The organism is Ruegeria sp. HKCCE4148 (assembly GCF_017872495.1).
GTDB lineage: Bacteria > Pseudomonadota > Alphaproteobacteria > Rhodobacterales > Rhodobacteraceae > Ruegeria.
Window position 1 is genome coordinate 38,827 of the sequence record NZ_JAEDOS010000006.1, and the last position, 22,302, is coordinate 61,128.

19 protein-coding genes and 1 pseudogene are annotated in these 22,302 nt (G+C 55.6%); 8 read left to right on the forward strand and 12 right to left on the reverse strand.

Annotated elements, in window-relative coordinates:
- Positions 1-47 precede the first annotated feature (47 nt).
- Together I9187_RS16105 and I9187_RS16110 are read left to right on the forward strand one after the other, a co-directional pair.
- On the forward strand, positions 48-677 hold the full coding sequence (locus I9187_RS16105; protein WP_245223249.1) for a response regulator transcription factor: 630 nt from the start codon (positions 48-50) through the stop codon (positions 675-677).
- Positions 678-792: 115 nt separating this feature from the next.
- On the forward strand, positions 793-1,638 hold the full coding sequence (locus I9187_RS16110; RefSeq protein WP_171180580.1) for a TauD/TfdA family dioxygenase: 846 nt from the start codon (positions 793-795) through the stop codon (positions 1,636-1,638).
- On the opposite strand, the gene I9187_RS16115 is transcribed toward I9187_RS16110, so the two are convergent.
- Entirely contained in the window at positions 1,635-2,903 is a 1,269-nt protein-coding gene (locus I9187_RS16115; protein ID WP_171180571.1) for a cytochrome c peroxidase, read from the reverse strand. The two genes, I9187_RS16110 and I9187_RS16115, sit on opposite strands and share 4 nt — an antisense overlap.
- Before the next feature lie 15 nt (positions 2,904-2,918).
- On the opposite strand from I9187_RS16115, the gene I9187_RS16120 reads away from it, so the two are divergent.
- Positions 2,919-3,389, forward strand: a complete 471-nt coding sequence (locus I9187_RS16120) for a tetratricopeptide repeat protein (RefSeq protein WP_171095376.1) — start codon at positions 2,919-2,921, stop codon at positions 3,387-3,389.
- Between the two features lie 32 nt (positions 3,390-3,421).
- Here I9187_RS16120 and dctP read toward each other — a convergent pair whose 3' ends face one another.
- Genes dctP through I9187_RS16150 form a run of 6 tightly spaced genes read right to left on the reverse strand, consistent with a single transcriptional unit; the run spans position 3,422 to position 8,998 of the window.
- Positions 3,422-4,483: a TRAP transporter substrate-binding protein DctP gene (gene dctP, locus I9187_RS16125; protein ID WP_171180569.1), complete on the reverse strand. Its 1,062-nt coding sequence runs from the start codon at positions 4,481-4,483 to the stop codon at positions 3,422-3,424.
- 24 nt (positions 4,484-4,507) lie between these two features.
- Positions 4,508-5,797, reverse strand: a complete 1,290-nt coding sequence (locus I9187_RS16130; RefSeq protein WP_170337175.1) for a TRAP transporter large permease — start codon at positions 5,795-5,797, stop codon at positions 4,508-4,510.
- The gene (locus I9187_RS16135; RefSeq protein WP_171180567.1) at positions 5,798-6,385 is read right to left on the reverse strand and encodes a TRAP transporter small permease subunit; all 588 of its coding nucleotides are present in this window, start codon (positions 6,383-6,385) and stop codon (positions 5,798-5,800) included.
- Positions 6,386-6,438: 53 nt separating this feature from the next.
- Entirely contained in the window at positions 6,439-6,954 is a 516-nt protein-coding gene (locus I9187_RS16140) for a flavin reductase family protein (RefSeq protein ID WP_171180566.1), read from the reverse strand.
- Positions 6,954-7,844, reverse strand: a complete 891-nt coding sequence (locus I9187_RS16145; RefSeq protein ID WP_171180564.1) for an aldo/keto reductase — start codon at positions 7,842-7,844, stop codon at positions 6,954-6,956. The genes I9187_RS16140 and I9187_RS16145 overlap by 1 nt, the downstream gene beginning before the upstream one ends.
- Complete coding sequence (locus I9187_RS16150) at positions 7,844-8,998, reverse strand: LLM class flavin-dependent oxidoreductase (protein WP_171180562.1); 1,155 nt, start codon at positions 8,996-8,998, stop codon at positions 7,844-7,846. Before I9187_RS16150 ends, I9187_RS16145 begins: the two co-directional genes overlap by 1 nt.
- 107 nt (positions 8,999-9,105) lie before the next feature.
- On the opposite strand from I9187_RS16150, the gene I9187_RS16155 reads away from it, so the two are divergent.
- Positions 9,106-9,816, forward strand: coding sequence for a GntR family transcriptional regulator (locus I9187_RS16155; RefSeq protein WP_171180711.1), 711 nt, complete (start codon positions 9,106-9,108; stop codon positions 9,814-9,816).
- A 12-nt stretch (positions 9,817-9,828) separates the two neighbouring features.
- Positions 9,829-10,926: a Gfo/Idh/MocA family oxidoreductase gene (locus I9187_RS16160; RefSeq protein WP_171238743.1), complete on the forward strand. Its 1,098-nt coding sequence runs from the start codon at positions 9,829-9,831 to the stop codon at positions 10,924-10,926.
- A 121-nt stretch (positions 10,927-11,047) separates the two neighbouring features.
- On the opposite strand, the gene I9187_RS16165 is transcribed toward I9187_RS16160, so the two are convergent.
- Both I9187_RS16165 and I9187_RS16170 read right to left on the reverse strand, forming a co-directional pair.
- Positions 11,048-13,063 (reverse strand): DEAD/DEAH box helicase, encoded by a 2,016-nt coding sequence (locus I9187_RS16165; RefSeq protein WP_209940247.1) that lies wholly within the window; start codon positions 13,061-13,063, stop codon positions 11,048-11,050.
- 168 nt (positions 13,064-13,231) lie between these two features.
- On the reverse strand, positions 13,232-14,539 hold the full coding sequence (locus I9187_RS16170; protein ID WP_209940248.1) for an aminotransferase class I/II-fold pyridoxal phosphate-dependent enzyme: 1,308 nt from the start codon (positions 14,537-14,539) through the stop codon (positions 13,232-13,234).
- Between the two features lie 96 nt (positions 14,540-14,635).
- On the opposite strand from I9187_RS16170, the gene I9187_RS16175 reads away from it, so the two are divergent.
- Positions 14,636-15,514, forward strand: coding sequence for a LysR family transcriptional regulator (locus I9187_RS16175; RefSeq protein ID WP_209940249.1), 879 nt, complete (start codon positions 14,636-14,638; stop codon positions 15,512-15,514).
- Between the two features lie 577 nt (positions 15,515-16,091).
- Here the strand turns inward: I9187_RS16175 and I9187_RS16180 are convergent.
- The gene (locus I9187_RS16180) at positions 16,092-17,138 is read right to left on the reverse strand and encodes an aromatic ring-hydroxylating dioxygenase subunit alpha (protein WP_209940250.1); all 1,047 of its coding nucleotides are present in this window, start codon (positions 17,136-17,138) and stop codon (positions 16,092-16,094) included.
- Positions 17,139-17,191: 53 nt separating this feature from the next.
- Positions 17,192-17,875 (reverse strand): DnaA N-terminal domain-containing protein, encoded by a 684-nt coding sequence (locus tag I9187_RS16185; RefSeq protein WP_171180709.1) that lies wholly within the window; start codon positions 17,873-17,875, stop codon positions 17,192-17,194.
- A gap of 467 nt (positions 17,876-18,342) precedes the next feature.
- Here I9187_RS16185 and I9187_RS16190 point away from each other — a divergent pair, with 467 nt between their 5' ends.
- Positions 18,343-19,650, forward strand: coding sequence for an AAA family ATPase (locus I9187_RS16190; RefSeq protein ID WP_171180549.1), 1,308 nt, complete (start codon positions 18,343-18,345; stop codon positions 19,648-19,650).
- The gene (locus I9187_RS16195) at positions 19,647-20,756 is read left to right on the forward strand and encodes a ParB N-terminal domain-containing protein (RefSeq protein WP_171180547.1); all 1,110 of its coding nucleotides are present in this window, start codon (positions 19,647-19,649) and stop codon (positions 20,754-20,756) included. The genes I9187_RS16190 and I9187_RS16195 overlap by 4 nt, the downstream gene beginning before the upstream one ends.
- An 801-nt stretch (positions 20,757-21,557) precedes the next feature.
- Here the strand turns inward: I9187_RS16195 and I9187_RS16200 are convergent.
- A pseudogene (locus tag I9187_RS16200) lies at positions 21,558-22,241 on the reverse strand (IS6 family transposase).
- Between the last annotated feature and the right edge of the window lie 61 nt (positions 22,242-22,302).

Sequence of the window (22,302 nt, forward strand, 5' to 3'; positions counted from 1 at the left end):
TCACCTACCCGTTTGGGTAGAAAATTGCGAAAGTTGGGTAAAAACAGATGATTGGCGCGCCAGGTACCCCTATTGATGTCATGCTGGCAGACGGCAATCCGCTGGTTCTGTCTGCCATGTCTGAAATCTTTGAACGCGACCCGCGATTCTCGTTGGTGGCGACGTCAGCCACCGCCGAAGGGTTCCTGGGAACCGTCATGCGAGTTCCGGTTCAGGTCGGGGTGGTCGACTGGAACCTCCCGGTGCTCGGAGCGGCAAAGCTGATCGAGGTTCTTCGAGAACAGGCCAATGCACCCCGGTTTGTGGTGTATGGGGATGTGACCAGCGAAACGCCGCGGCTGGCCATGCAAGCCGGGGCCGCTGGTTTTGCGGCGCGATCCGGCGAGGTTGAAGGCTTGCTTGAAACCTGCGCCGATGTGGCGGCTGGCAAAATGGTCTTTCCATTCATCGACGTTCGAAAAATGCAACAGGACCCTATCCAAAGCTTGTCCCGCAAAGAACGCGCCATTCTTGAAGCCTTGGCCCAAGGCATGTCCAATCGGGACCTTTCAAAAGAACTGCAGATTTCGACAAACACGGTCAAATTTCACCTGTCCAATATCTATGACAAGCTGGCCGTGAAAAACAGAACTCAGGCCATTGCGTTTTACTATTCGTCCAGATCCGCATTGGATTAGGGCTATGGTCAGGGGGCTGCCGTCCAGAATGCGCGACGGCGTAGTACTAGCTAATTCCGTTTCTCCAAAGCCCAATCGTCCTTTATCCTGATCTTGAAAAAGCAGGAGCACCCCGATGGACATCACACCACTCACCGGCGGCTTAGGCGCTGAAATCTACGGCGCCGATATTCGAGACAGCGGGCAATTTCCTGATATTCACCAAGCCTTTGCCAAGTATTCCGTTATCGTCCTAAGGGGTCAAACAGCCACCCCTGAAGACCATCTGAACTTTGCTCGCAGCTTTGGCGCGATCAACGTCAACCGTTTCTTCAAACCGGTTAATGGCTATCCCGAGATTGCGACGGTCTTAAAAGAAAAGGGCCAGAAAGAAGCGGTGGGTGAAGGGTGGCACACCGATCATTCCTATGACGAAGCGCCAGCCATGGGATCAATCCTGCATGCGATTGAGATGCCGCCCTATGGAGGAGACACGCTGTTTGTGTCTATGGCAGCCGCGTATGAGGCACTCTCGGCCCCAATGCTTCAGTTTCTAGACGGGCTGACTGCTGTGCATTCTTCACGTCACGTCTTTGGTGCCGCCATACAAGACAGCGAAGCCGCCAAGAGCGGTCGATTAGGCAACGCAGACGCCGCAACACAAGATGCGCACCATCCCATTGTCATCACACATCCACTCAGCGGGCGTCGTGGTCTTTTTGTGAACCCTGTCTTCACAACGCATATCGAAGGGCTCAGCAAAGACGAGTCTGATGCAATTCTTGCGATGCTGTACGAACACTGCAAACAACCCGAGTTCCAATGCCGCGTGCGCTGGCGCGCGGGCGACATAACGATGTGGGACAACAGAGCCACATGGCACAAGGCAATCAACGACTATCACGGTTTTCGACGCCTGATGCACCGGGTCACGGTTGAAGGCGTGGCTTTGTCGACCCCTGCTGAAAACAAGGACAGCTAAGGAACAAATCCACTGGGCACGCCAAAAATCGGTGCATCCACACTGGAACCTGTCAAAGCGTCCATAAAAGCGATCAGATTCTGGATTTCCACTTCCGAGAGTTCAATCGGATCAATGTCAGTTTTGCTGCGTTGGCGTTCCATTTCCAGTCGATCATCCCAAACCAGAAAGTCAGCGTCGTGCAACCACGGAACCTGAGGCAACCCGGCCATATCGGGCGTCCAGGCATCAAAGCTTGCCTGAGGGTTCAGATGATGGCGGATGACGCTTTCAAGGTCGGGGAAAGCCCCGTTGTGACCGTAAGGGGCCGTCAAAGCAACGTTGCGCAACATGGGGGTGCGAAACCTGTAGGCATCTTCCAACCGGTTGCTTTCACCCATAAGACCAACGTCGCGCGCATACGGATCCCATTGACGGGTTCGGCCCGGACCAAAAGGCGGAATGGCCAAAGCGTGGAATTCCTGATCGGACATCAACGGGCCCGCGTGGCACACGGAACAGTTTGCCTTACCATAGAACAGATCCATCCCGTCTTTTTGAACGGTTGATAACGCATTCATGTCCCCTGCCAGATACTGGTCGAATGGGCTGTCCGTGCTGCGCCATTCGATGGCCATGAACGCTGCCAAGGCATTGGCGACCTGCGTGATTGTAATGTCCTCGGTTGTTTCGATTTCTCCGAACGCCGCGACCATCGCCGGTCCGTAAAACGGATCGGTTCTTACGCGTTTGGCAAGGATCGGCCAACCTTTGTCGATCCGATCGTGGACGGCCCCGGTCACTTGGTTTTCGGCTACATTTCCCGCCATTTCGAACTGTGCGGTCAATGGAAAAAGCGCTTGTGCGGCTAGCAAAGAGTTCAACCCTTCAGGCAACCATTCCTGCGCGGGTGAGTTGAACCCGTTTTCATAAACATCCGAGATGCTCAGGCGGCCATCGTGAAACACCGTGTGGATACCTTTCGCCCCGAGATTCCATAGCCCCGGTGAGTTACGCGGGATACGCTTTCGGATTCTGTCTGCGCCGGTGCCCGGAGTACGGTCCGGTCCCAGACCTTCACCGCCTTCCCCGATGCCAAGCGACAGCCCATCTGAAGTCCCGAAGTCCGGATGATGGCAATGCGCGCAGGATATATTCTGATTGCCCGACAGGATCGGGTCGTAAAACAGTTGATGACCGATGGCGGCCTGTTCCATATCAAAAGGCAGGAAATCATCATCTGTCAGAGGGCGCGGCACATCCTGTGCCGCCGCGCTCCCGGCCAAGAGGAAAGCAACCCCATGCGCCAGTTTGTACTTGCCCTTTGTCTGCTTGCCAGCCCGGCGCTCGCCGAACTGGAACAGGCGCGCGATTTGATGGAGGCCGGCGAGTTTGAGGCCGCGCGCAAAGAACTGCTGCCCGCCGCCCGCTCGGGCAATGCCGAGGCCGAGGAATTGATCGGCGTGATGTACGGGCTGGGCCTGGGCGTCGAACGGGACTATGAGCGCGCGTTCGAATGGTATCTGCGCGCCTCGATGAAGGGGCATCCGGGGGCCCAGTCGGGGGTTGGCTGGTATTATGAGCTGGGTCTTGGGATGCCCGCGCCTGATCTGGTCAGGGCTTACATGTGGTACACGCTCAGCGCGATTGGCGGCGATCCCGACGCAGCGATCAGCCTTGAGGAAGTAATCAAGAAAATGTCGCCGGAGCAGATCGAAAGGGCGCATGTTCTGGTGAACGACTACAAAGGGTGGATGTACCCGTTTCGGTAAGGGCCGGGCCTTAAGGGGCCCGACCCGGAAGCTTAGTTCAGATCCGCATCGCGCGACGCGTTCACATCGGCCTCAGCCGCCGCCACCGCATCTGTCAACGCAACAAAGATCTCATCCCCACGGGCAACATTGGACTGGAACCAGTCATAGACCGGCGTTGCGGCCTCTTTGAACGCAGCCTTCTGGTCAGGTGTCAGCACATAGAGATCGCCGCCACCGGCGACAAAATCCTCATAGGCTTGGATCGACTTGCGCTTGGGTGAGGCAAAGGTAGCCTGTTGAAGCGCATAGAAGCCGTCAACGACGACGCGGCGCATGTCCTCGGGCATCTCCTGAAACTTGGCGTTGTTCATCCACCACAGCGCACCCATGTATGCATGCCCGTCCAGCGTGACGTACTGCAGACCCGCATCCGGGAATTTCATGCCCATGATGTCGGTGATGCCGTTCTTGGACCCTTCAACAACGCCGGTCTGGAAGCTGGTGAACAGTTCGGGCCACGGGATTGGGGTGGGCGAGGCGCCCAGCGCTTTGACCAATTCCTGCGGCAGGTCAGCAACCACGGTGCGGATTTTCAACCCTTCCATATCCGCAGGCTCGGCAATGCGGCGCTGCGTGTTGGCGAAGTTGCGCCAGCCACCGGTGTTGCCAATGGTCATCAAACGGATCGCGCCGCCCGAGTCCTCAAGCGCCATGTTGCGCATGGTACGGGTGAAGTCACCGGACAGAACATGTTCTGCAATGCGGTCATCGGCCATCAGATATGGCAAATCCAGAACCTGCACGTATGGGAAAATGCCCGACGCACCGCCGGAGGTGGAGATGTAGATGTCTATGGTTCCGTCTGCCACACCTTGCAAGCACTCGGCCCCGTTCGAACATAGCTGCGTGCCGATAAACAGCTCGACCTCGATCGCACCGTTCGAGGCGGCCTCGACATAGTTCTTGAAGACGATCAGGCCGTCGTAGTCCTCGTCATTTTCGTTCGAATTGGCAGTGGCGCGCAGCGTGTAGTCTGCGGCTGTGGCGGCCACGGCAGACGCGGCCACCAACGATGTGGCCACCGCTGCGGTTTTGATAAAGTTTCTGAGCATGCGTTTCCTCCCTGTGGAACTCAGTTAGTTGGCAAACCCCGTTATGCGCGGGATGGTCATGGATAGTGCGGGGATGTAGGTGATCAGGAAGATCACTATGATTTCGACCGCCAGGAATGGCAGGATCGCTTTGGCGATGGTCTCAACCCGTTCGCGTGACACGGCGGCGGCCACGAACAGGACCAAGCCCATCGGTGGGGTGGCCAGACCAACGGTCAGGTTGACGCTCATGATGATGGCGAAGTGAATTGGGTCAACACCGAGGCTGGTGAAGATCGGGCCAAGGATGGGCCCGAGAATGATGATCGCGGGACCGGCGTCCAAGAACATACCGACGATGAAAAGCAGCAGATTGATCAGAAATAGTAGGATCAGCGGGTTTTCCGAAAGGCTGAGTATCAGTGAAGCCAATTGCTCGGGCGCATGGCTGAGGCTGACCACAGTTTTGAACGCCATCGCCGCACCAACCAGCAGCAGCACGACGGCCGAGGTCATGCCTGCGTTGCTGAGAACCTCGGGCACCTCTTTCCATGTCAAAGTGCGCAGAACGAAGAAGCCGATGATGAAAGCATAGCCTACGGCGACGGCTGCAGCCTCGGTCGGGGTGAAAATACCGCCGAGAATACCGCCCAGAATGATGACCGGGGTCATCAGCGGGAAGAAGGCTTTAAGGCTGGCCTGACGACGCTCGGGCCAGGTGTATTTCCGGCTGGCGACCGGGAAGTCATATTTGTCAGCCATCAGTTTGATCATCAGCATAAGGCCGACACCAACCATCACACCGGGGACGATACCCGCGAGGAACAGGGCAGCCACGCTTTCGCCCATGACGTAGGCATAGATGATCATGATGCCCGAGGGCGGAATAATCGGTCCGATCACCGAACTTGCCGCTGTGATCGCCGCAGCGAATTTACGGGTATAACCCTGTTTCTCCATCGCCGGGATCAGCATGGACCCTAGGGCGGAGGTGTCTGCGACTGCCGAGCCGGACAAGCCCGCAAACAGGATCGAACTCAGCACGTTCACATGTGCCAGACCGCCACGCAGATGGCCCATAAGCGCCTGTGAAAACTCGACAAGACGGATGGTGATGCCGCCTCGGTTCATCAGCTCTCCGGCCAGCATGAAGAAGGGGATCGCCATCAGCGGGAAACTGTCCATGCCGTTATAGACGTTGCGGTAGAGCAGCGTGATGTCGTTGGTTTGGCCATTCAGCCACAGCAGGATACCGGGCGCGGCCAGAAGGGCGAAAAAGACCGGCAGACCGATCAGCAGAAAAATCAGAAAGGTGGGCAGGAACCAGATCAGCATTTATTCGGCCCCCACTGCCGCATCAGGAATTTCGGGCAACAGGTGACCTCCGCCCAGCAGAGTGATGAAAGATCGCAGGATCAACTCGATATTCACCGAGATCAGCAAGATGATCCCCACCAACAGCGAGGCCATCATCCAGCTACGCGGGATGCGGTACCATTCGTCGAACCCGAAAGATGTGGGCAGGTATAGCGCTGCGGTGGCGAACCTACCGCCAAAGCCAGTCACTTCGGACCAGCCGATATTGACGGCGACCAAAAGCACGGCGAGCGAGATTACCAACAGGAAGAGGTTCAGCGTTTGGCCAATAAAACGCGGTAAAAAGCGCTCTAGCATATCAATGGCCACAAAACCCCCGCGCCGAAACGCCGTGGGGGCCATCAGACCGGTCATCCACAACATGCAGAACCGCGCGGCCTCATCCGGCCAGGGCAGCGCATTGCCCAGAACATATCGGAAGAACACCTGAATCAGGATTGCAATGACCATGAGTGCAATCGCAACGACACCAACCGCGCGGCCCAGACGCAGCACGGTTTCGTTCACGAATGCAATCGGCACAAGCACCGATGCCAGTCCGCCCATGCGGATCCTCCCTTGTTCAGCCGCGGGTATGTCCCACGGCCGTCAGATCGCGCTTAGTGCTGCGCGAATTGGCCGAGTTTCCCGGCATAAAAGGTCAGCGCGTCTCCGTCCGCCATGCTGGCCCTAAGAACTTTTCCCACAACAATAACGTGATCGCCCGCATCGTGATATGCATGTTGTTCGCATTCAAACCGCGCCAGGCAATCCGACAACAACGGCGTTCCGTTCTCGCAGCGCTCATGCGCGATGTCGCGCAGGGCGAAGGCATCCTTGGAGCAGCCAAAGCACAGCTCGGCCTGTTCGGATGACAGTACGTGAACGCTGAAATGACGGGCCTCTTGGAAATAGGGGAAGCGCCGCGAATTGCGGTCACCCGCCCACATGATCAGCGGCGGGTCTAATGACAGGGATGAGAAACTATTGGCCGTAATACAGACCGGACCATCCGCGCTGTCGCAGGTGACGATGGTCACCCCAGTGGCAAAGCGACCAAAGGCGTCGCGCAGGGTACGGGTGTCGTCCTTATGTGGAACGAAGGTGTGGTTCATGTCCTTTGAGATTGCGTTCATCATGGTACCTCATGCCCCAGTGCCGCCTCATAGAGGCGATACCAGGTTTCGCGATCCAGTTTGACTTTCAACGCGTCCGAGGCGCGTTTGATCCGATCCAGATTGTTGGTTCCCAGAACCGGCAGGATGTTGGCCGGATGTGCCAGCAGGAAAGCCACAGCGACGGCGGCGCGATCCACACCGAACTCGGCTGCGATTTCATCGGCCACAACGCCGACCGGAGGGTTTCCGGCCATCAACAGGCCGCCACCAAGCGGCGACCACGCCATCAGCGGATGGCCGTGTTGCTGGTGAAACGCCAGATCGCCATTGGTGAAAGGGCTGATCTCGCCCAGCGAGATCTCGATCTGGTTGGTGACCAGTTTGGTCTTCATCGCCGATTGCAGCAGCGACCAGTCCCACGGGCGGAAGTTCGATACACCCACAGCGCCCACCTTACCGCTGGCGACAACCTCGTCCAGAGCGGCACCAGTTTCATTGTGGTCCATCAGCGGGTCAGGGCGGTGAATCAACAGCAGGTCGATATGGTCAATGGCCATTTCTGTCAGCGAGGTATCGACCGACTTCAGAATATGGGCGCGCGACGTGTCGTAGTATTTCACCTTCGCATCCGCGTAACGGCCCACCGGGGCGATGATGTCACATTTGGTGACGATCTCCATCTTCTGGCGCAAGCTCGGGTTGGCGCGCAAGGCATTGCCCAGAACAGCTTCGGCTGCGTAACCACCATAAATGTCGGCCTGATCAAAGGTGGTGATGCCCTGATCCAAGCAAGCCTGAATCTTGGCTACCACATGCCCTGTGGACGTGTCGCTGTCATCGCCCAGCCGCCACATGCCATAGACAAGACGGCTCATCTCAAGCGAGTCAGATAATTTCACACGTTGCATCAGCGGCGTTCTCCGTTGCCCAGTGGGGTCGCTGGGGTCGTTGCTGGCACGCGCCCGTAAGCTTCGGGCAGCGAGCAGGTCTTCAAGTTGGGCAACACCCGAGCACCAAAGTGCTTGGCCTCATCCATGTGCGGGTAGCCCGAGAATATGAAAGCGCGGATGCCCATCTTCTGATATTCCTCGATCTTCGACATAACCTGATCGGTCGATCCGACCAGAGCAGCACCGCAGCCAGACCGCGCCCGGCCAACACCAGTCCAGAGACCGGGTTCGACATAGCCATACTCATCTGCCAGATCGCGGTTCTTGGCCTGATGCGCCACACCCAGCGACGTCGCGTCCAACGCCCGTTCACGAATGGCGCGACCGTATTCGTCATCCAGCTTCGAGACGATGTAATCCGCATATTCCTGTGCCTCAGCCTCGGTATCGCGGACGATCATGTGGACACGCAGGCCGTAGTCCAGCGTGCGGTTGTAGTTCTCGGCCACAGCGTGAACGGCCTTCATCCGTTCGGCAAGTTGATCCTTGGTTTCGGGCCACATCAGGTAGACGTCGCAATGTTCACCACACAAATCCAAAGCCGAAGGTGAATATCCACCAAAATACAACAGTGGCCCGCCAGTCTGATAGGGTTTCGCAGGATCCGTTGTCAGACCCGAGAAGTTATACACTTCGCCGGCGTGATTGATCTCATCCTGTGTCCAGGCCTGTTTCAAAATCTCAACCACTTCGCGCGATCGCTGATAACGGAACGCACTATCGGCTTTCTCACCGGGGAAGTCCGATGAGATGATGTTGACCGTCAACCGCCCCTTCAGCATGTGATCCAGCGTAGCGATGGTGCGGGCCAGCATGATGGGCTGCATCTCACCACACCGCACGGCAGCCAACATATTAATCTTTTCAGTGATCGGGGCGCAGCCCGCGACAAAGCTCAGCGTGTCCTGGCCAACCTGATAAGAGGATGGGCACAGGATATTGCGGAACCCTTGCGCTTCGGCCTCTTTTACGATGCCGGAACAATGCGCCCAACTGGACCGCAGATCGCCATCGGGCACTCCAAGGAACTGGTAGTCGTCCGAGCAGAGCGCAGCAAACCACGAGACCTCTGCCGCATCCAGATCAGGGGAAGTGATGGGGACGATAGTCATCTGAGTCGGTCTCCGCGCAGCGTTTGCTTTTTCTCTTGCGTAGCAATCGCTTTGATGTAGATCAATAGTGTATCAATTTTTTCCGCGACTAAGTGAAGCGACTGACTGTGCCCTCTGCTAATCGAAACCCAAATGCCCTTCCGGTTTACATCCAGATTGCGGAGCTTCTGATCCGCGACATCGCGGCGGGTCGGCTGATAGACGGCGAGCGCCTGCCACCCGAGCGCGAGCTGGCCGCAGAACTAAATGTCTCGGTCGGGACGCTGCGAAAATCGCTCGCCGAGCTAGAAAAAAAGGGGATGCTCGAGCGCATCCAAGGCTCGGGCAATTACATTCGGGAAACAGGAACACAGAACAGCGTCTATGCGATGTTCCGGCTTGAATTGCCTAAAGGTGGCGGCTTGCCGCGCGCGGATATCCTGTCGGTGGATCACTTGGAAAAACCTTCCGATCTGCCCCCGTTCGGACAGTCAACCCGCGGATCACGCGTGCGTCGGATGCGCTACTTGAATGACACAATCATAGCCGTCGAAGAAATCTGGCTGGACGAATCAGCAGGTTTGATCGACCGGACCCTCTTGTCCGACTCTCTTTACCGCTACTATCAACGCCAATTGGGATTTTGGATCATTCGGGCCGAAGACAGGGTCTCGGTCCAATCGCTTCCCGATTGGACGCCCGAAAGCTTCACCAAACCAGCAGGCCAAACAGTGGGGTATATCGAGCGTTTCAGCTGGTCAGAGACCGCTGAACCCGTTGAATTCTCAAAAACATGGTTCGACCCAGATCGGGCCAACTACGTCCAACGTTTGAAGTAAAAGGAAACACGCATGACCCGAACCATCAACTACGGGCTGATTGGATGCGGCATGATGGGGCAAGAGCACTTGCACAATATCGGCCTGTTGGAACGGACGCGCGTGGCGGCGATTTTTGAGCCGGATCCGGTGATGGCAAAGGCTGCCAAAGCCATCGCACCGGATGCCGCGATGGTGAGCTCGGTCAAAGAGCTTCTGGCAGTCGCGGAGTTGGATTGCCTTGTCATCGCAAGCCCCAATCACTTGCATGTAGACCAGATCTGCGAAGTGGCCGAAACGCGACCCCTGCCGTTGTTGGTGGAAAAGCCGTTGTTCACCGACCCACAGGATGCGGCCCGGTTAGAAGAGGTTGAGCGTAGCTATCCCTGCCCCATCTGGGTTGCGATGGAATACCGATACATGCCCCCTATTGCTGCATTGATCGACAAGGCGGAAGCAACAGGTGGCGTGAAGATGCTGTCTATCCGCGAGCATCGTTTCCCATTTCTGGAAAAGGTCGGCCACTGGAACCGGTTCAATCGCAATACCGGGGGCACATTTGTCGAAAAATGCTGCCATTTCTTCGACCTCATGCGCTTGATCCTGCAATCCGACCCGGTGCGTGTGACCGCAAGCGGCGGACAAGCCGTCAACCATCTGGACGAAAGCTACGAAGGCGAAACACCCGATATTCTGGACCACGGGTACGTCATTGTCGATTTCGCCTCGGGCGCACGGGCCATGTTAGAGCTGTGCATGTTTGCAGAAGGCTCCCGGTATCAGGAAGAAATTTCGGCTGTTGGAGCCAAGGCCAAGGTCGAGGCGCTGGTTCCCGGCCCAGGGCGCTTCTGGCCGGATCATCTGGGGGAACCACCAGTGCCCAAAGTTATTGTAAGCCCCCGCAGCCCCAAGGGGCCCACGACAATAGATGTACCCGTAGACGCCAGAATATTGGCGGCCGGAGACCACAATGGGTCAACCTTTTATCAGCACGAAGGGTTTCTGGCCGTGCTGCGCGGTGAAAAGGCCAAACCGGACGTCAGCCTGAAGGACGGTCTTTGGGCCGTACGGATGGGACACGCGGCACAAAAAGCGATAGAAAGCGGCGAAACCGTACGAATAGGCGAATAGATCACAAAGACGCGCCGGGTTGGGTTTTAAGATCAGTTGGATCCCAACCCGGCTTATCGCATCCATCATATGGCTCGGCTGATGCACCTTTTGCAATGCCACCAGAAAGCAACAATGGGGTTCACTTTTTCCGTGACCCTTTGCGCATCGGCCGCGCATCCGGGCCTTTTCCTGCGCGCACCTTAAAGCGTTTGGGTTTGTCGCCATCCTGCCGGCCCTTGGCGCGTTCTTTCCGAGAACCCATGGGTTTTGACGGATCAGCCGCGTTCTTGCGCCGCTTGGTCTCGATACCGTTGCTTTTGACGGTTGTTTTCTTCTCAGGATTGCCCTGGCTCTTGCCATGGTTCCGCTTCGGCTTGCCAGACTGTGGTTTGTCAACGTTATCCTGGCGCTTTGAGGGCTTTTTCGCGCTCTGTTCGGATTCAGCGGCGTTTGGATCCACAGCGGGCTTAGAGTCGCGACGCGATACGTCCTTTTTGCGATCTGCACGCGGCGTCTTTGGTGCCGCAGGGGGGCCTTTTGGTGAGGCGTCGAAATCCGGGACGCCGGGCAATTCGGTCAAACGCGCGCCCTGCTCAAGGTCAAGCTCTGGGCCAAGCTCGTTCTTCATCGCAGGCACGGCATCGGTCAGGATTTCAACGAATGTCTCCTGATATTGAACACGAATGGCCCCAATTGCATCTTTGGAAATCCCCGCATTACGACACAGCATGGGCAGCAGCCATCGCGGCTCGGCGCGTTGTTTGCGGCCCAAAGACAGCGAAAACCAAGTGCTGGGCCCGAAATCCGAAGCGTCCCGTTTTTTGCGGGCACCCGGTTCGGGCACATCACCCAAAATCTCGGGCGCGGAATTGCGCTCGCGGTAGAGACGCAGAAACGCCGCAGCAATTTTCTCGGCAGAGTGTTCTTGCAAAAGGCGTTGGGCAAAGGCCTGTTCTTCGGCGCTTGGAGATTGACCCCATCCCGGATCGGACATCAGCCTTTCTTCATCGCGCGCAAGCACCTCCTCGGCGGAGGGTGGCGTACCCCATTCGGCCTCCAGTTTGGCGGATTTCAATAGGCGCTGTGCCTTTGACCTTTGACGCCCCGGCACAATCAGTACGGATGTACCCTTTCGTCCGGCACGGCCCGTCCGCCCGGACCGGTGCAACAAAGATTCCGCATTGGATGGTAGATCTGCGTGGATCACAAGCTCAAGCCGGGGAAGGTCAATGCCACGCGCAGCCACATCTGTTGCGATACAAACACGCGCGCGGCCATCACGAAGCGCCTGCAAGGCATGGGTGCGTTCCGTTTGGCTCAGTTCACCCGAAAGCGAAACCACGGAAAACCCTCTGTTGGAAAACTTCGCTGTAAGGCGGGCCACCATAGACCGGGTATTGGCAAAGATGATCGCCGTTTGCGCATCATGAAAACGCAAAAGGTTGATGATTGCCTTTTCGATATCAGACGGGGCCACAGACAGCGCAAGATAGGAAATGTCCGCGTGCTGGGCGTCTTTGTTGCCGACCTCAATGCGGCGAGCGTTATCTTTTTGATAGGTCTGGGCAAGCTTGGCGATACCGCGCGGCACCGTTGCCGAGAATAGCAATGTGCGACGGTTTTCAGGCGTGTGGTCCAGAATGAACTCCAGATCTTCCGAGAACCCCATGTCCAGCATTTCGTCCGCTTCATCCAGGACGACAGCCCTGAGATCGCTCAGATCGATCACACCCCGAGAGACATGGTCCCTAAGTCGACCGGGCGTGGCGACAATGACATGCGCGCCGCGCTCGATCGCTCTGCGTTCAGCACGCGCATCCATGCCACCAACGGCGGATGCGGTAACGATCCCGGCCTCAGAAAACAGCCAGTCAAATTCCCGTTGCACCTGCATGGCCAATTCACGTGTGGGCGCAATGACCAAAGCCAAAGGGGACGCGGGGCGATCAAATCGGCCATCGCCGTCCAACAAATCTGGCGCAATCGCCAAGCCAAAACCCACCGTTTTTCCCGATCCGGTTTGCGCTGACACCAACAAATCAATCTGGCCCAGTTCAGGCTGTGTCACCGCGACTTGAACGGGTGTTAGTTCGCTGTAACCCTTTTGGGTCAACGCCTGCGAAAGCGTCTTGGGCAGGTCGAAGGGGTTGTGCATAGATCACCTTGCAGAAGAAAGATCACGCCCTTAACGGTGATGACAGAGATTGTACAGCCCGCTCGACCCAACAAGTACGATCGGCGGCAAATCGTCCCTTTGCCGTCTCCAAGGATGTTGTCAAAGCGACCGGAATTCGAGAGGTCAACTCAAACGGCCGCTTTGATCTCAATTCACGAAATGCAGCTGGTCGAACTCTCTGCGCCAGTCGGAAACCTCTGCTAGAACAGTTTCACCACTCAGGCCGCGCATGATCAGATCGGCCAAACGCTCAGCGTCGTCGGACCTCATACCCCACCGCACCAACTCTGGGGTGCCGATCCTCAGGCCGTTCATGTCCGCCTCTACGGGTTCGACCGGCAAGCCGATGCCACATGCGAGGAACCCGCTTGCCCGCAGCTTTTTGGATGCTGTTTGACCTCCGCCGAAAGCCTTCGCAAGAACCGCGAATTGGTGGGAATTTGTAAAACCATCCCGGCAAGTGAAGATCGGAACACCCTGCTCGTGCAACGCTTGGGACAACGCTTGTGACATGGCGATCATCTCGCGCGCATAGGCCGAACCAAATTCCTTCCAATCCAACATCGTGACGGCGAGAGCAGCAGTCTTGGCTGCATCGAAATTGGCAGTCATGCCGGGAAAGGCTATCGCGTCCAGCGCTTTCGCAATTTCGGCTTCATTTGAAACGATCAGACCCCCAGCCGGACCACCAAGGCTCTTATAGGTGCTCATAGTCATGAAATGCGCACCTTCTTTCAACGGGTTGGACCACGCGCGTCCGGCAATGATGCCACACTGATGGGCGGCGTCGAACATAACCCATGCTCCTACTTCGTCCGCAATGGCGCGGACCTCGGCCACAGGATGTTCAAACAGATTAAGGCTGCCGCCAATCGTGATCAGCTTGGGCCTCTCAGACTTCGCCAGTTCGCGCAACCCATCCAGATCGACGGTGTAGCCATTAGCGTTCACAGGTGCTTCGATTGTTCGCAGACCAAAAAGTCCGGCGCAACCAGCTACATGATGGGTAACGTGCCCGCCAATTGAGGCGGGAGGAGCGATTATTGTGTCGCCTGGTTTGCAAGTCGCCATAAACCCATAGAGGTTGGCAATGGCGCCTGAAGGCACGCGAACTTCGGCAAACTGGGCATCAAAAACCTCGGCGCACAGTTCTGCGGCGATAACTTCGATCTCTTCGATTGCTTCCAGCCCCATTTCATATTTGTCGCCGGGGTAACCCAAGGAAGGTCGCGACCCAATGCCTGAAGACAAAAGCAGTTCGGCTTTGGGGTTCATCACATTGGTTGCCGGGTTTAGGTTGAAGCACTCTTTCTCGTGGATGCGACGGTTTTCCTCTGCCAAATGCTCAATCCGGGCCAATAGATCACCCGACGGTGTCGCAGCGGCCTTTGTTGCGATGTCCTGAACCAAGGTTTCGCTTACGGCGGGCACCCAATTTCTTTGCGCAAGTGTCATCTGACGATCTCCTGTTTTTCTCAATGTGACGACTGCCGCGTGACATCGCAAAGCAGAATTGATATTTCTTGGCGTAGAAAAACTAAGGCTTCTGAAATGAGCGTTGTTCCTAATCGCCCGAATGGACCACCTCTGAACGCCATGCGCGCCTTTGAGGCTGCTGCGCGCCACGTAAGCTTTGCCGCGGCAGCCGAAGAGTTGAGCGTCTCACCGGGCGCGATATCTCAACACATAAAAACACTGGAAGGTTGGGCAGGGTCCCCGCTGTTTCGCCGCAATGCCCAGGGCGTTGAGCTCACCCCTGAAGGGCAGTCACTTGTCGCGGATTTCACCTCGGCCTTTGACCAAGTGGCCGATGCGGCCCGAGCGTTGCGCAACTTAACGCCCAAGGCCGATTTTCACATCGCATCCCTGCCCAGTGTTGCCCAACTTTGGCTGCCCAAGCGTCTGCGTCAGATCAGAGCTCAATTGCCAGACATCACTTTTTCTGTAACAGCCATGGAAACTCCGCCCACTCTTGGGCGTGAGCTGTTCGATTTGTCGATCTTCTTCGCCGTGCCGGATGGATCGCCAAGGCAGATCGCTGTTTGCAAGGACATTATCGCTCCGGTTTGCGCGCCTACGCTTCTGGATCGCGCCCGAGGCGGAAACGGATTTGAAGACATTCCACTACTGCATGATCAGGCTTGGAAAGACGATTGGTCCACTTGGGCCCAAAATACTGGGTATAAACTGCGCGATGATCAAAGTGGACCTCAGTTTTCGCTCTACAGCCTTGCCGTCGAAGAGGCCAAGGCCGGCGCAGGCATGTTGATCGGACATATGTGTCTGATCGAAGAAGCTTTAGCTTCTGGTGCTTTGACGCTCGTGCATAGTCAATCCTGCCATACAGGTCGTTCTCTTGTGATCGAAATGCCAGAACAATCGAGACGCAGACCTGAAACGGGCCAAGTTGTTCAATTGCTGTCAGACTGAACAATCATCTACGCCAAAGATTGAACTGTCTCTGCTTCCGCTAATTGGGTTGGATTTCACCTTTTCTGAGCGATAAACTGCGGTTGGGGCTTGCCGCGATGGGCGGCTTTGGGCGCTGACAGTTTTGGAACTCGATCTACCTGCCGACGCTGATATTGACTTCAGAACCTGTCTGCTAAGTGTGCAGTCAGCCACTTTCGTATGATCGAAGTTTGTTAGAAGACAAGCTTCCAACTCTTCCTACTTCGAGAAAGTAATGGCTGTGCTACTGTCGCGAAGCTTACACCGTCCTGAGCCCGCTCAGCCAATTGCAGCTGGGTCGTCGTGGTATCGACATGCACCACCCCTTTGTCGAACGGCCCCATCGCGGCATGGGCGTCGGGCGGCGGCTGATCGAAGGCGCAATATACTAGGCGCGCGCGCTGTCCTGCTCCTACATGATGGTCGGCACCCACCCCGACAATTCAAAAGCCCAAGCCGCCTACCTGGCTTGCGGATTCGAGCGGCGGGATGCGGTGCATCCCCGGTTTCACTTTCCTCTCGATGCCTAGTGGGTTTCAGAACCGACCAGCAAGCCTTACAACCGCTCAACCATGTCGATCGGTCCAGCCTCAGCCTCAATCGCGCGGTTCAAAGCTTTCCGGAACAGTTTGGCCCCCGCGTCCAGTCCCAGATCAATATGGGGCGTCTTGGCGTATTTCATGCCCAGCTGAACCTTTTCCAACACTTCTTTGTCCTCAAGAAACGCCATCCGCGCGCCATCATTCATGAATTTGGACACCTCGGCATTGTCGGGATCGGAATTGCGGTGCTGGAACCAAAAATACCGGGTTCGATCCTCATCAATCGGGGTCATGAAGTTGTAAGAGATGTTGATGAATGTCTCAGCAACCGGTTGCTTATCATAGCCTCCGGTCCCGACGGGAGTGTAGATGGATTTGTTCAGCCCGATCGCAGGCATACACATCTCATAGTGCTGCAGTCGGTCACAATCACCGTCAAAGGCCACCAGTTTCGCGTAATAAGGCGACGGCGGCTTGTTCTCGATCCAGCGCGAAACGATTACGCCTCGATCTGTTCTATTCACATCCAACGGCTCTTCATCCGTGCCTGCACCTGCAAAGGACGACACATGAACCCAGGCTACATGGCTTGGGTCCAACAGGTTGTCGCAGACCCACAGGTAGTGACAGTCAATATCCATCACCCCGCCATCGGTTTTGCCCCAGCTTGGGTCATCGAAGTTATCAATCGGGAAAATCTTGTCAGGATCGGCCAGATCCGGGTCGCCCATCCAGATCCACAGAAAGCGATAGCGATCCACCACCGGGTAGGATTTTACAACCGCTCTACGCGGGGTCATACCGCGCTGGGTCGGGCTATCGGTGCATTTACCCGAGCAGTCGAATTTCAGACCGTGATAGCCGCATTCCACAACATCGCCAATCAGGTTGCCATTAGACAGCGGCAGCTTGCGATGCGGGCAGGCATCCTCAAGCGCGACGGGGGTGCCGTCCTGCTGGCGGTAGAACACAATGTTTTCGCCTAGAAAGGTCTCGGCCTTCAGTTCGCGCCCGATATCCTTGCTCCAAGCGGCGACATACCAGCAGTTTTTCAGAAACATGGACGAGCTCTCCTGTTGGTCAGATGGCTTGCGCCAGTATGGGCGGATGCCCCTCACTCCGCCGACTCCACCCGCACAACTCTAATGCTGGGATCGACCCGGCTATAGGCTGCGAGCAAACGTTGGTTCCACTTTTGAGAAATGTAATCAGCCATAAACCGCGAAGGAGCAACGAGGGTCACAGTCCCCCCTGCCCGCTCAGCTTCGGATAAATGTTGAAACCAGCTTGCCCACAGTTCTGGATCTCGTTCATGAAGATTCGACTGGACCTGTGACCAGACATCGCTCTCGCCATCTTCGGTGGGCGCGGGTTTCATCGTGAACGGCACAATATTTGTTTCCGGCTCCGGTTCATGCATCATACGCGCATGGAAGTCCGAACCTATGATCGGCCACACCTCTTGCGTGTCGATCATGATCTGTTTGAGGTCAATCTCGTATACGGCGACTCTGCCACGCGCCGCAGGCCTTTTGACGGATACCCACCCTAATGCGCGAAATTTGGACATTTCGCGCTTTACTGTCCTTTCGTTCACTGCCCAAAGGCGCGAAATTTCTTCGCGTCCAATCGACAATTCATTGCTGCGCCAGTTATATCTGGTCGTAATCAAGGCGATGATACGCAGAACACTACGCTGTCGATGTTTGTCTCCTGACAAGGCGTGAATGGTCAGCGCAGAGAGTATATCGTATTTTAAGGCCGCCGCATTACGCCCGACCGGTTTAGCCAGTTGCATACCCGTTCTCACCGCTTCTTCTGCCTCAGACGGGTTTATCCCGCCATGTCCGCGCTGTTTTCCAACGCTTTTCGCCATCTTGGCCTAATTAGCGTCCAAACCTTCGATTCTGTCAAGAAGAGTCTGAAGTCGAGGCAACCTTTAGGTCGGTCATCCTTCAAAAAAGAAAAGAATTTGGTGAATCACTGGTGAAGGGGGACATGCAGTACGTCCCCTTAAAGAGTTCTAATGTCCCCCTATATATAGGATTTGACAGTTCCCTGTCCCCCTAAATAACGAGGTTCCTGGTACATGACTCGCTGAGCGGCGCGGCCGAATCTCCCGAATCGCTTTTGCGCTTAGACGCCTTGTTTTCTTACCCGTGGGTAAGGTTGCAGTTTCATGATATTTTCTTTTGCGTAAAGTGCAAATCGGTCGTAAATAGGAAACGAACAGAAATTTACGTTCCAAATATAGAGATCAGAGGCATGTACACGCACGAAGACCTGAGCGCATTGCGCAACCAATCCCTCAAGCTGCAGGGCTGGATTCGCCAGCAGACTTTTAGCCCCGAAATGGAGAAGACACTCCGCCGGTTTTCAAGCTGGGAGGTTTCCGAGCTGATCTTCCGAGTCAACCAGTCGACCTTTCGCGGCAAATTGGCGGCGGATCCGTCCCTGCCCAGTGGCGAGGTCGAGCCGGATGGGCGCCAGAGGTGGTTCAGCCTGGAAGAGGTGAACGAGTTGCGACGACGTCTCAAGGTGAACCGGAAGTCCCTGATGCCCCCGCGCCCCGAAGGCAAGCGCGCCATTCGCGCTGCTGTTGCCAACTTCAAGGGCGGAGCTGGAAAATCGACCGTGGCGTTACATCTTGCGCACGCCTCTGCACTGGATGGGTATCGTGTGCTTGTGGTGGACTTTGACCCACAGGCGACGCTGAGCCATTCGATGGGTCTTACGGATGTGGCCGAGGATTATACTGTCTGGGGCATCATGGCCCGGGATCTAATCCGTGAAACGGAACGTATGAACAATCGCCCCGTTGCCGCGCAATCAGGGACTGCCCTACCCCGCCGTGAACTGCCGCCGTCAATTACAGATATGGGTCTTGGTGACCTCAGAATCTCGGACTTCATCAGAAAGACTTCCTGGTCCACGATCGACGCGATCCCGTCCTGTGCCAATGCTGCCTTCGTTGAATTTGCTTCGGCGCAGTATCGGCATCTTAACCCTGAGTGGTCATTCTTTGCGGCTGTGTCGCGATATCTGGATCAAATCCCCGATGATGCCTATGACCTGATCATCTTCGATTGTCCTCCGGCCATTGGTTATCAATCCATGAATGCCGTCTTTGCTGCTGACATGCTTTATATTCCATCGGGCCCGGGATACTGGGAGTACGATTCCACCACGTCTTTCATAGGTCAGCTTGCCGAGGCGCTGGAGGATCTGGCTTACGGCTTCGACAAAACCTTACCCACGGGTAAGATCGGCTTGCCGAAAACATTTTGTGAGTTGCGGTTCCTACTCACACGATATGAGCCGGGTAACGCTCTTCACCATGCGATGTTCGAGGCTTTCAAAAAGGTCTTTGGTGAGCACGTCGCCGAGCACCCGGTGGAAATGACTCGCGCAGTTGAGCAGTCGGGCCGCTTTCTTAGCTCGGTTTATGAAATGGATTATCGCGAGATGACACGGGAAACCTGGCGTCGAGCGCGTTCGACATTTGACAACGTATATGAAGAATTCCGGGGCGTCATGTTGTCGGCCTGGGACAAGCTGGAGGATGAGGCATGAGCCGCAAGCGCAGAATGTTCGATATCGACATACCGGCAATGGACGACATTCCTGTCGGGAAAGTGCCGGACAAAGTTCTTGAGAAGCGCCGAGGTCCGATGGCAGCGGCGATTTCTGAAAATGCCGATGCATTGCGGGATCAGCAATCGACAGAAGAAACCATTCGAGCAGAAAACGATCGCCTGGCACATGAGTTGGTCCGCCTTCGGAACGAAGGTTTGGTCACTGAACATGTACCTCTGGCCAATGTCTTGACCGAAAAGCTGACACGAGATCGCAAGCCTGGACCGGATCCAGAGTTGGACGAGCTCAAGGATTCTATTCGGGACATTGGGCTGTCCAATCCAATCCGACTTGAACGTCGTTCGGATGGGCGGTTCGAACTCATCCAAGGGATGCGTCGCCTATCTGCTTATCGAGCATTGCTCGATGAAACGGGTAAGGACGTGTACGCCCGAATTCCGGCGGGCATTTCAGAGGCTAGTGACCTCGACAACAGCTACCGTCGCATGGTGGATGAAAACTTGATCCGTAAGGATATCTCATTTGCGGAAATGGGCGCACTCGCACGAGCGTATGCAGAAAACCCGTCAAATGATTGCCCGGACGTGGACAAGGCCGTTTCCACGTTGTTCAAGTCGGCAAGCTACACCAAGCGCAGCTATATCAGGTCGTTTGCCAGTTTGTTGAGGATGTTGGACAAAGTGCTGATGCATCCAAATGACATTCCGCGAAATGTCGGCGTGGAACTTAAACGCAAGTTCGATGCAACGCCAAATCTTGTGCGGCAGGTGAGCGAGACGTTGATGAGCGAACCGGATCGTGACGGCGTTCGCGAGGTCGCGATTCTCAGGTCTTTTTTAGGGGCGTCAGAGGCCAGCGAAGACAAGAAGCCTAAGGGTGAAAGCTCCAGTAAGCCTCGGCGTGCGAAAACTACGTTTCAAGTAACCGGCCGGGCAGGGGTTGCGAAATGCTCTGCTTCCAGCGGGCGTATTGAGTTGAAATACAACTTGGACTTCACGCGGGTGGATCGCAACAAACTGGAAGAGGCGATCGCCGCTTTTATTGAAGCTTTGCCTGAAGAAGATGACCTTACCCACGGGTAAGAATTAGGGCAGTAATCTATCAAAGGCGCGGACTGCAGTTCGCGCCTTTTTTGTTGGAGACGTATTAAGCCGGGGCCAGTATCGGCATCCAGGATCGGGCCAAGCTAGTTCGTTTTGAGTATGATAGAGCGGGCATTGAGGGCCTATGCTGAGGCAGAAGCTATTTTTCGCAAAGCAGCGCACAAACGTGGAACTAAGCCAAAGTTTGAAGCTGGCGATTAAACCAATCCTCTGGAATGCAGCCCTTCTAAGGATAACGTTACCACCGCTCGCAGCAATTTTTTTGAAACACTCATGTGATGCTCCACTGATTTTCCTATGCTTCTTGCCTTTAGCTCGGGGCGTGGAGTCTGGCGGTTTACGATATTGATTTCAGTTAGAGACCATCCAACTTGTGCAACTCTTTTGGGGGGTCCAGCCACGCAGCAAGGTTTGTCATGTGCTAGACAAAAGGTTTTGGCAAATATTGGCAGCCGCAGAGCGGAGTTTTTTGTTTGAGTTACGTTTTGGTCAAGTTGAACCTTGGTCTAGGGCAGGGTACTCAACACCGTCCTTGCCTCGTTCTCTGCCAGCGCTCAGCTACGACTTGGCTCTTAATGCTCCAAGAGTGAGAAAAGGTGCGCTTACGTGAGGTGTCGTGTAACGTGCAATAAGTTTAAAAAATGATCATTAAAATAAGCTTAAGCAAGAAATTGTGTTATCTAGGGGGATCTGTTGCAAAGTTTCTTACTGACCGAAGAGTTGACACGGTTTCGTTGCAAAGTTTTAGGTCGGCCAAATAGATCTGCGATCGCTTCCGGGTCAGATTGCCAACTCGGAGAATTGACGAAACGGGCAGAGTCCCGGTGTGAAATGGCCTTTACGGATCATGTGCGCGACCTCGATGCCAGCCAGAGTCGCTGATGCCGAAGCAAAAGACTTGAAGCCGAACATCAGGCGGGTTCGTCTTTTGATGAAACGATGGTCCTGTTCCACGATGTTGTTCAAGTATTTTCGCCTGACCATTTCAATTGGGACCTGGCAACCAAAACCTTTCAGCATCTTGTTGGTGGCCTTGAGGCCAGCGGTGTTAGCTCCACTTTTGTTGATGACAATCTTTCTCGGAAGGCCGTTGACCTCCAGCATTCGGGCAAAGAACTTGGTGGCCGCGGGTTTGTTTCGACGTTGCGAAAGCATGAAATCAAGCGTCTTGCCGTGCTTGTCGACAGCTCGATAGAGATAGACCCAGTTTCCTTTCACCTTGATGTAAGTTTCGTCCATTCTCCAGGAGCGGTCGCACGGCCCCCTTCGACGACGCGCCGCTTCAGCAATTGCGCCTGCATACCGCGTCACTCAGCGGTTCAGCGTCGTGTGATCTACTGCAGCGCCTCGCTCATGCATGATCTCTTCCAGATCGCGATATGACAAACCGTATCGGACATAGAAAAACACTGCGAAGAGGATCACATCTTTCGGATACTGCCCGCCTTTGAAAGAGATCATAATAACAAACTTTCAACTTCAATATTTCGATATCCAATCACTCGAAGAACTTATGAGCGTCAAC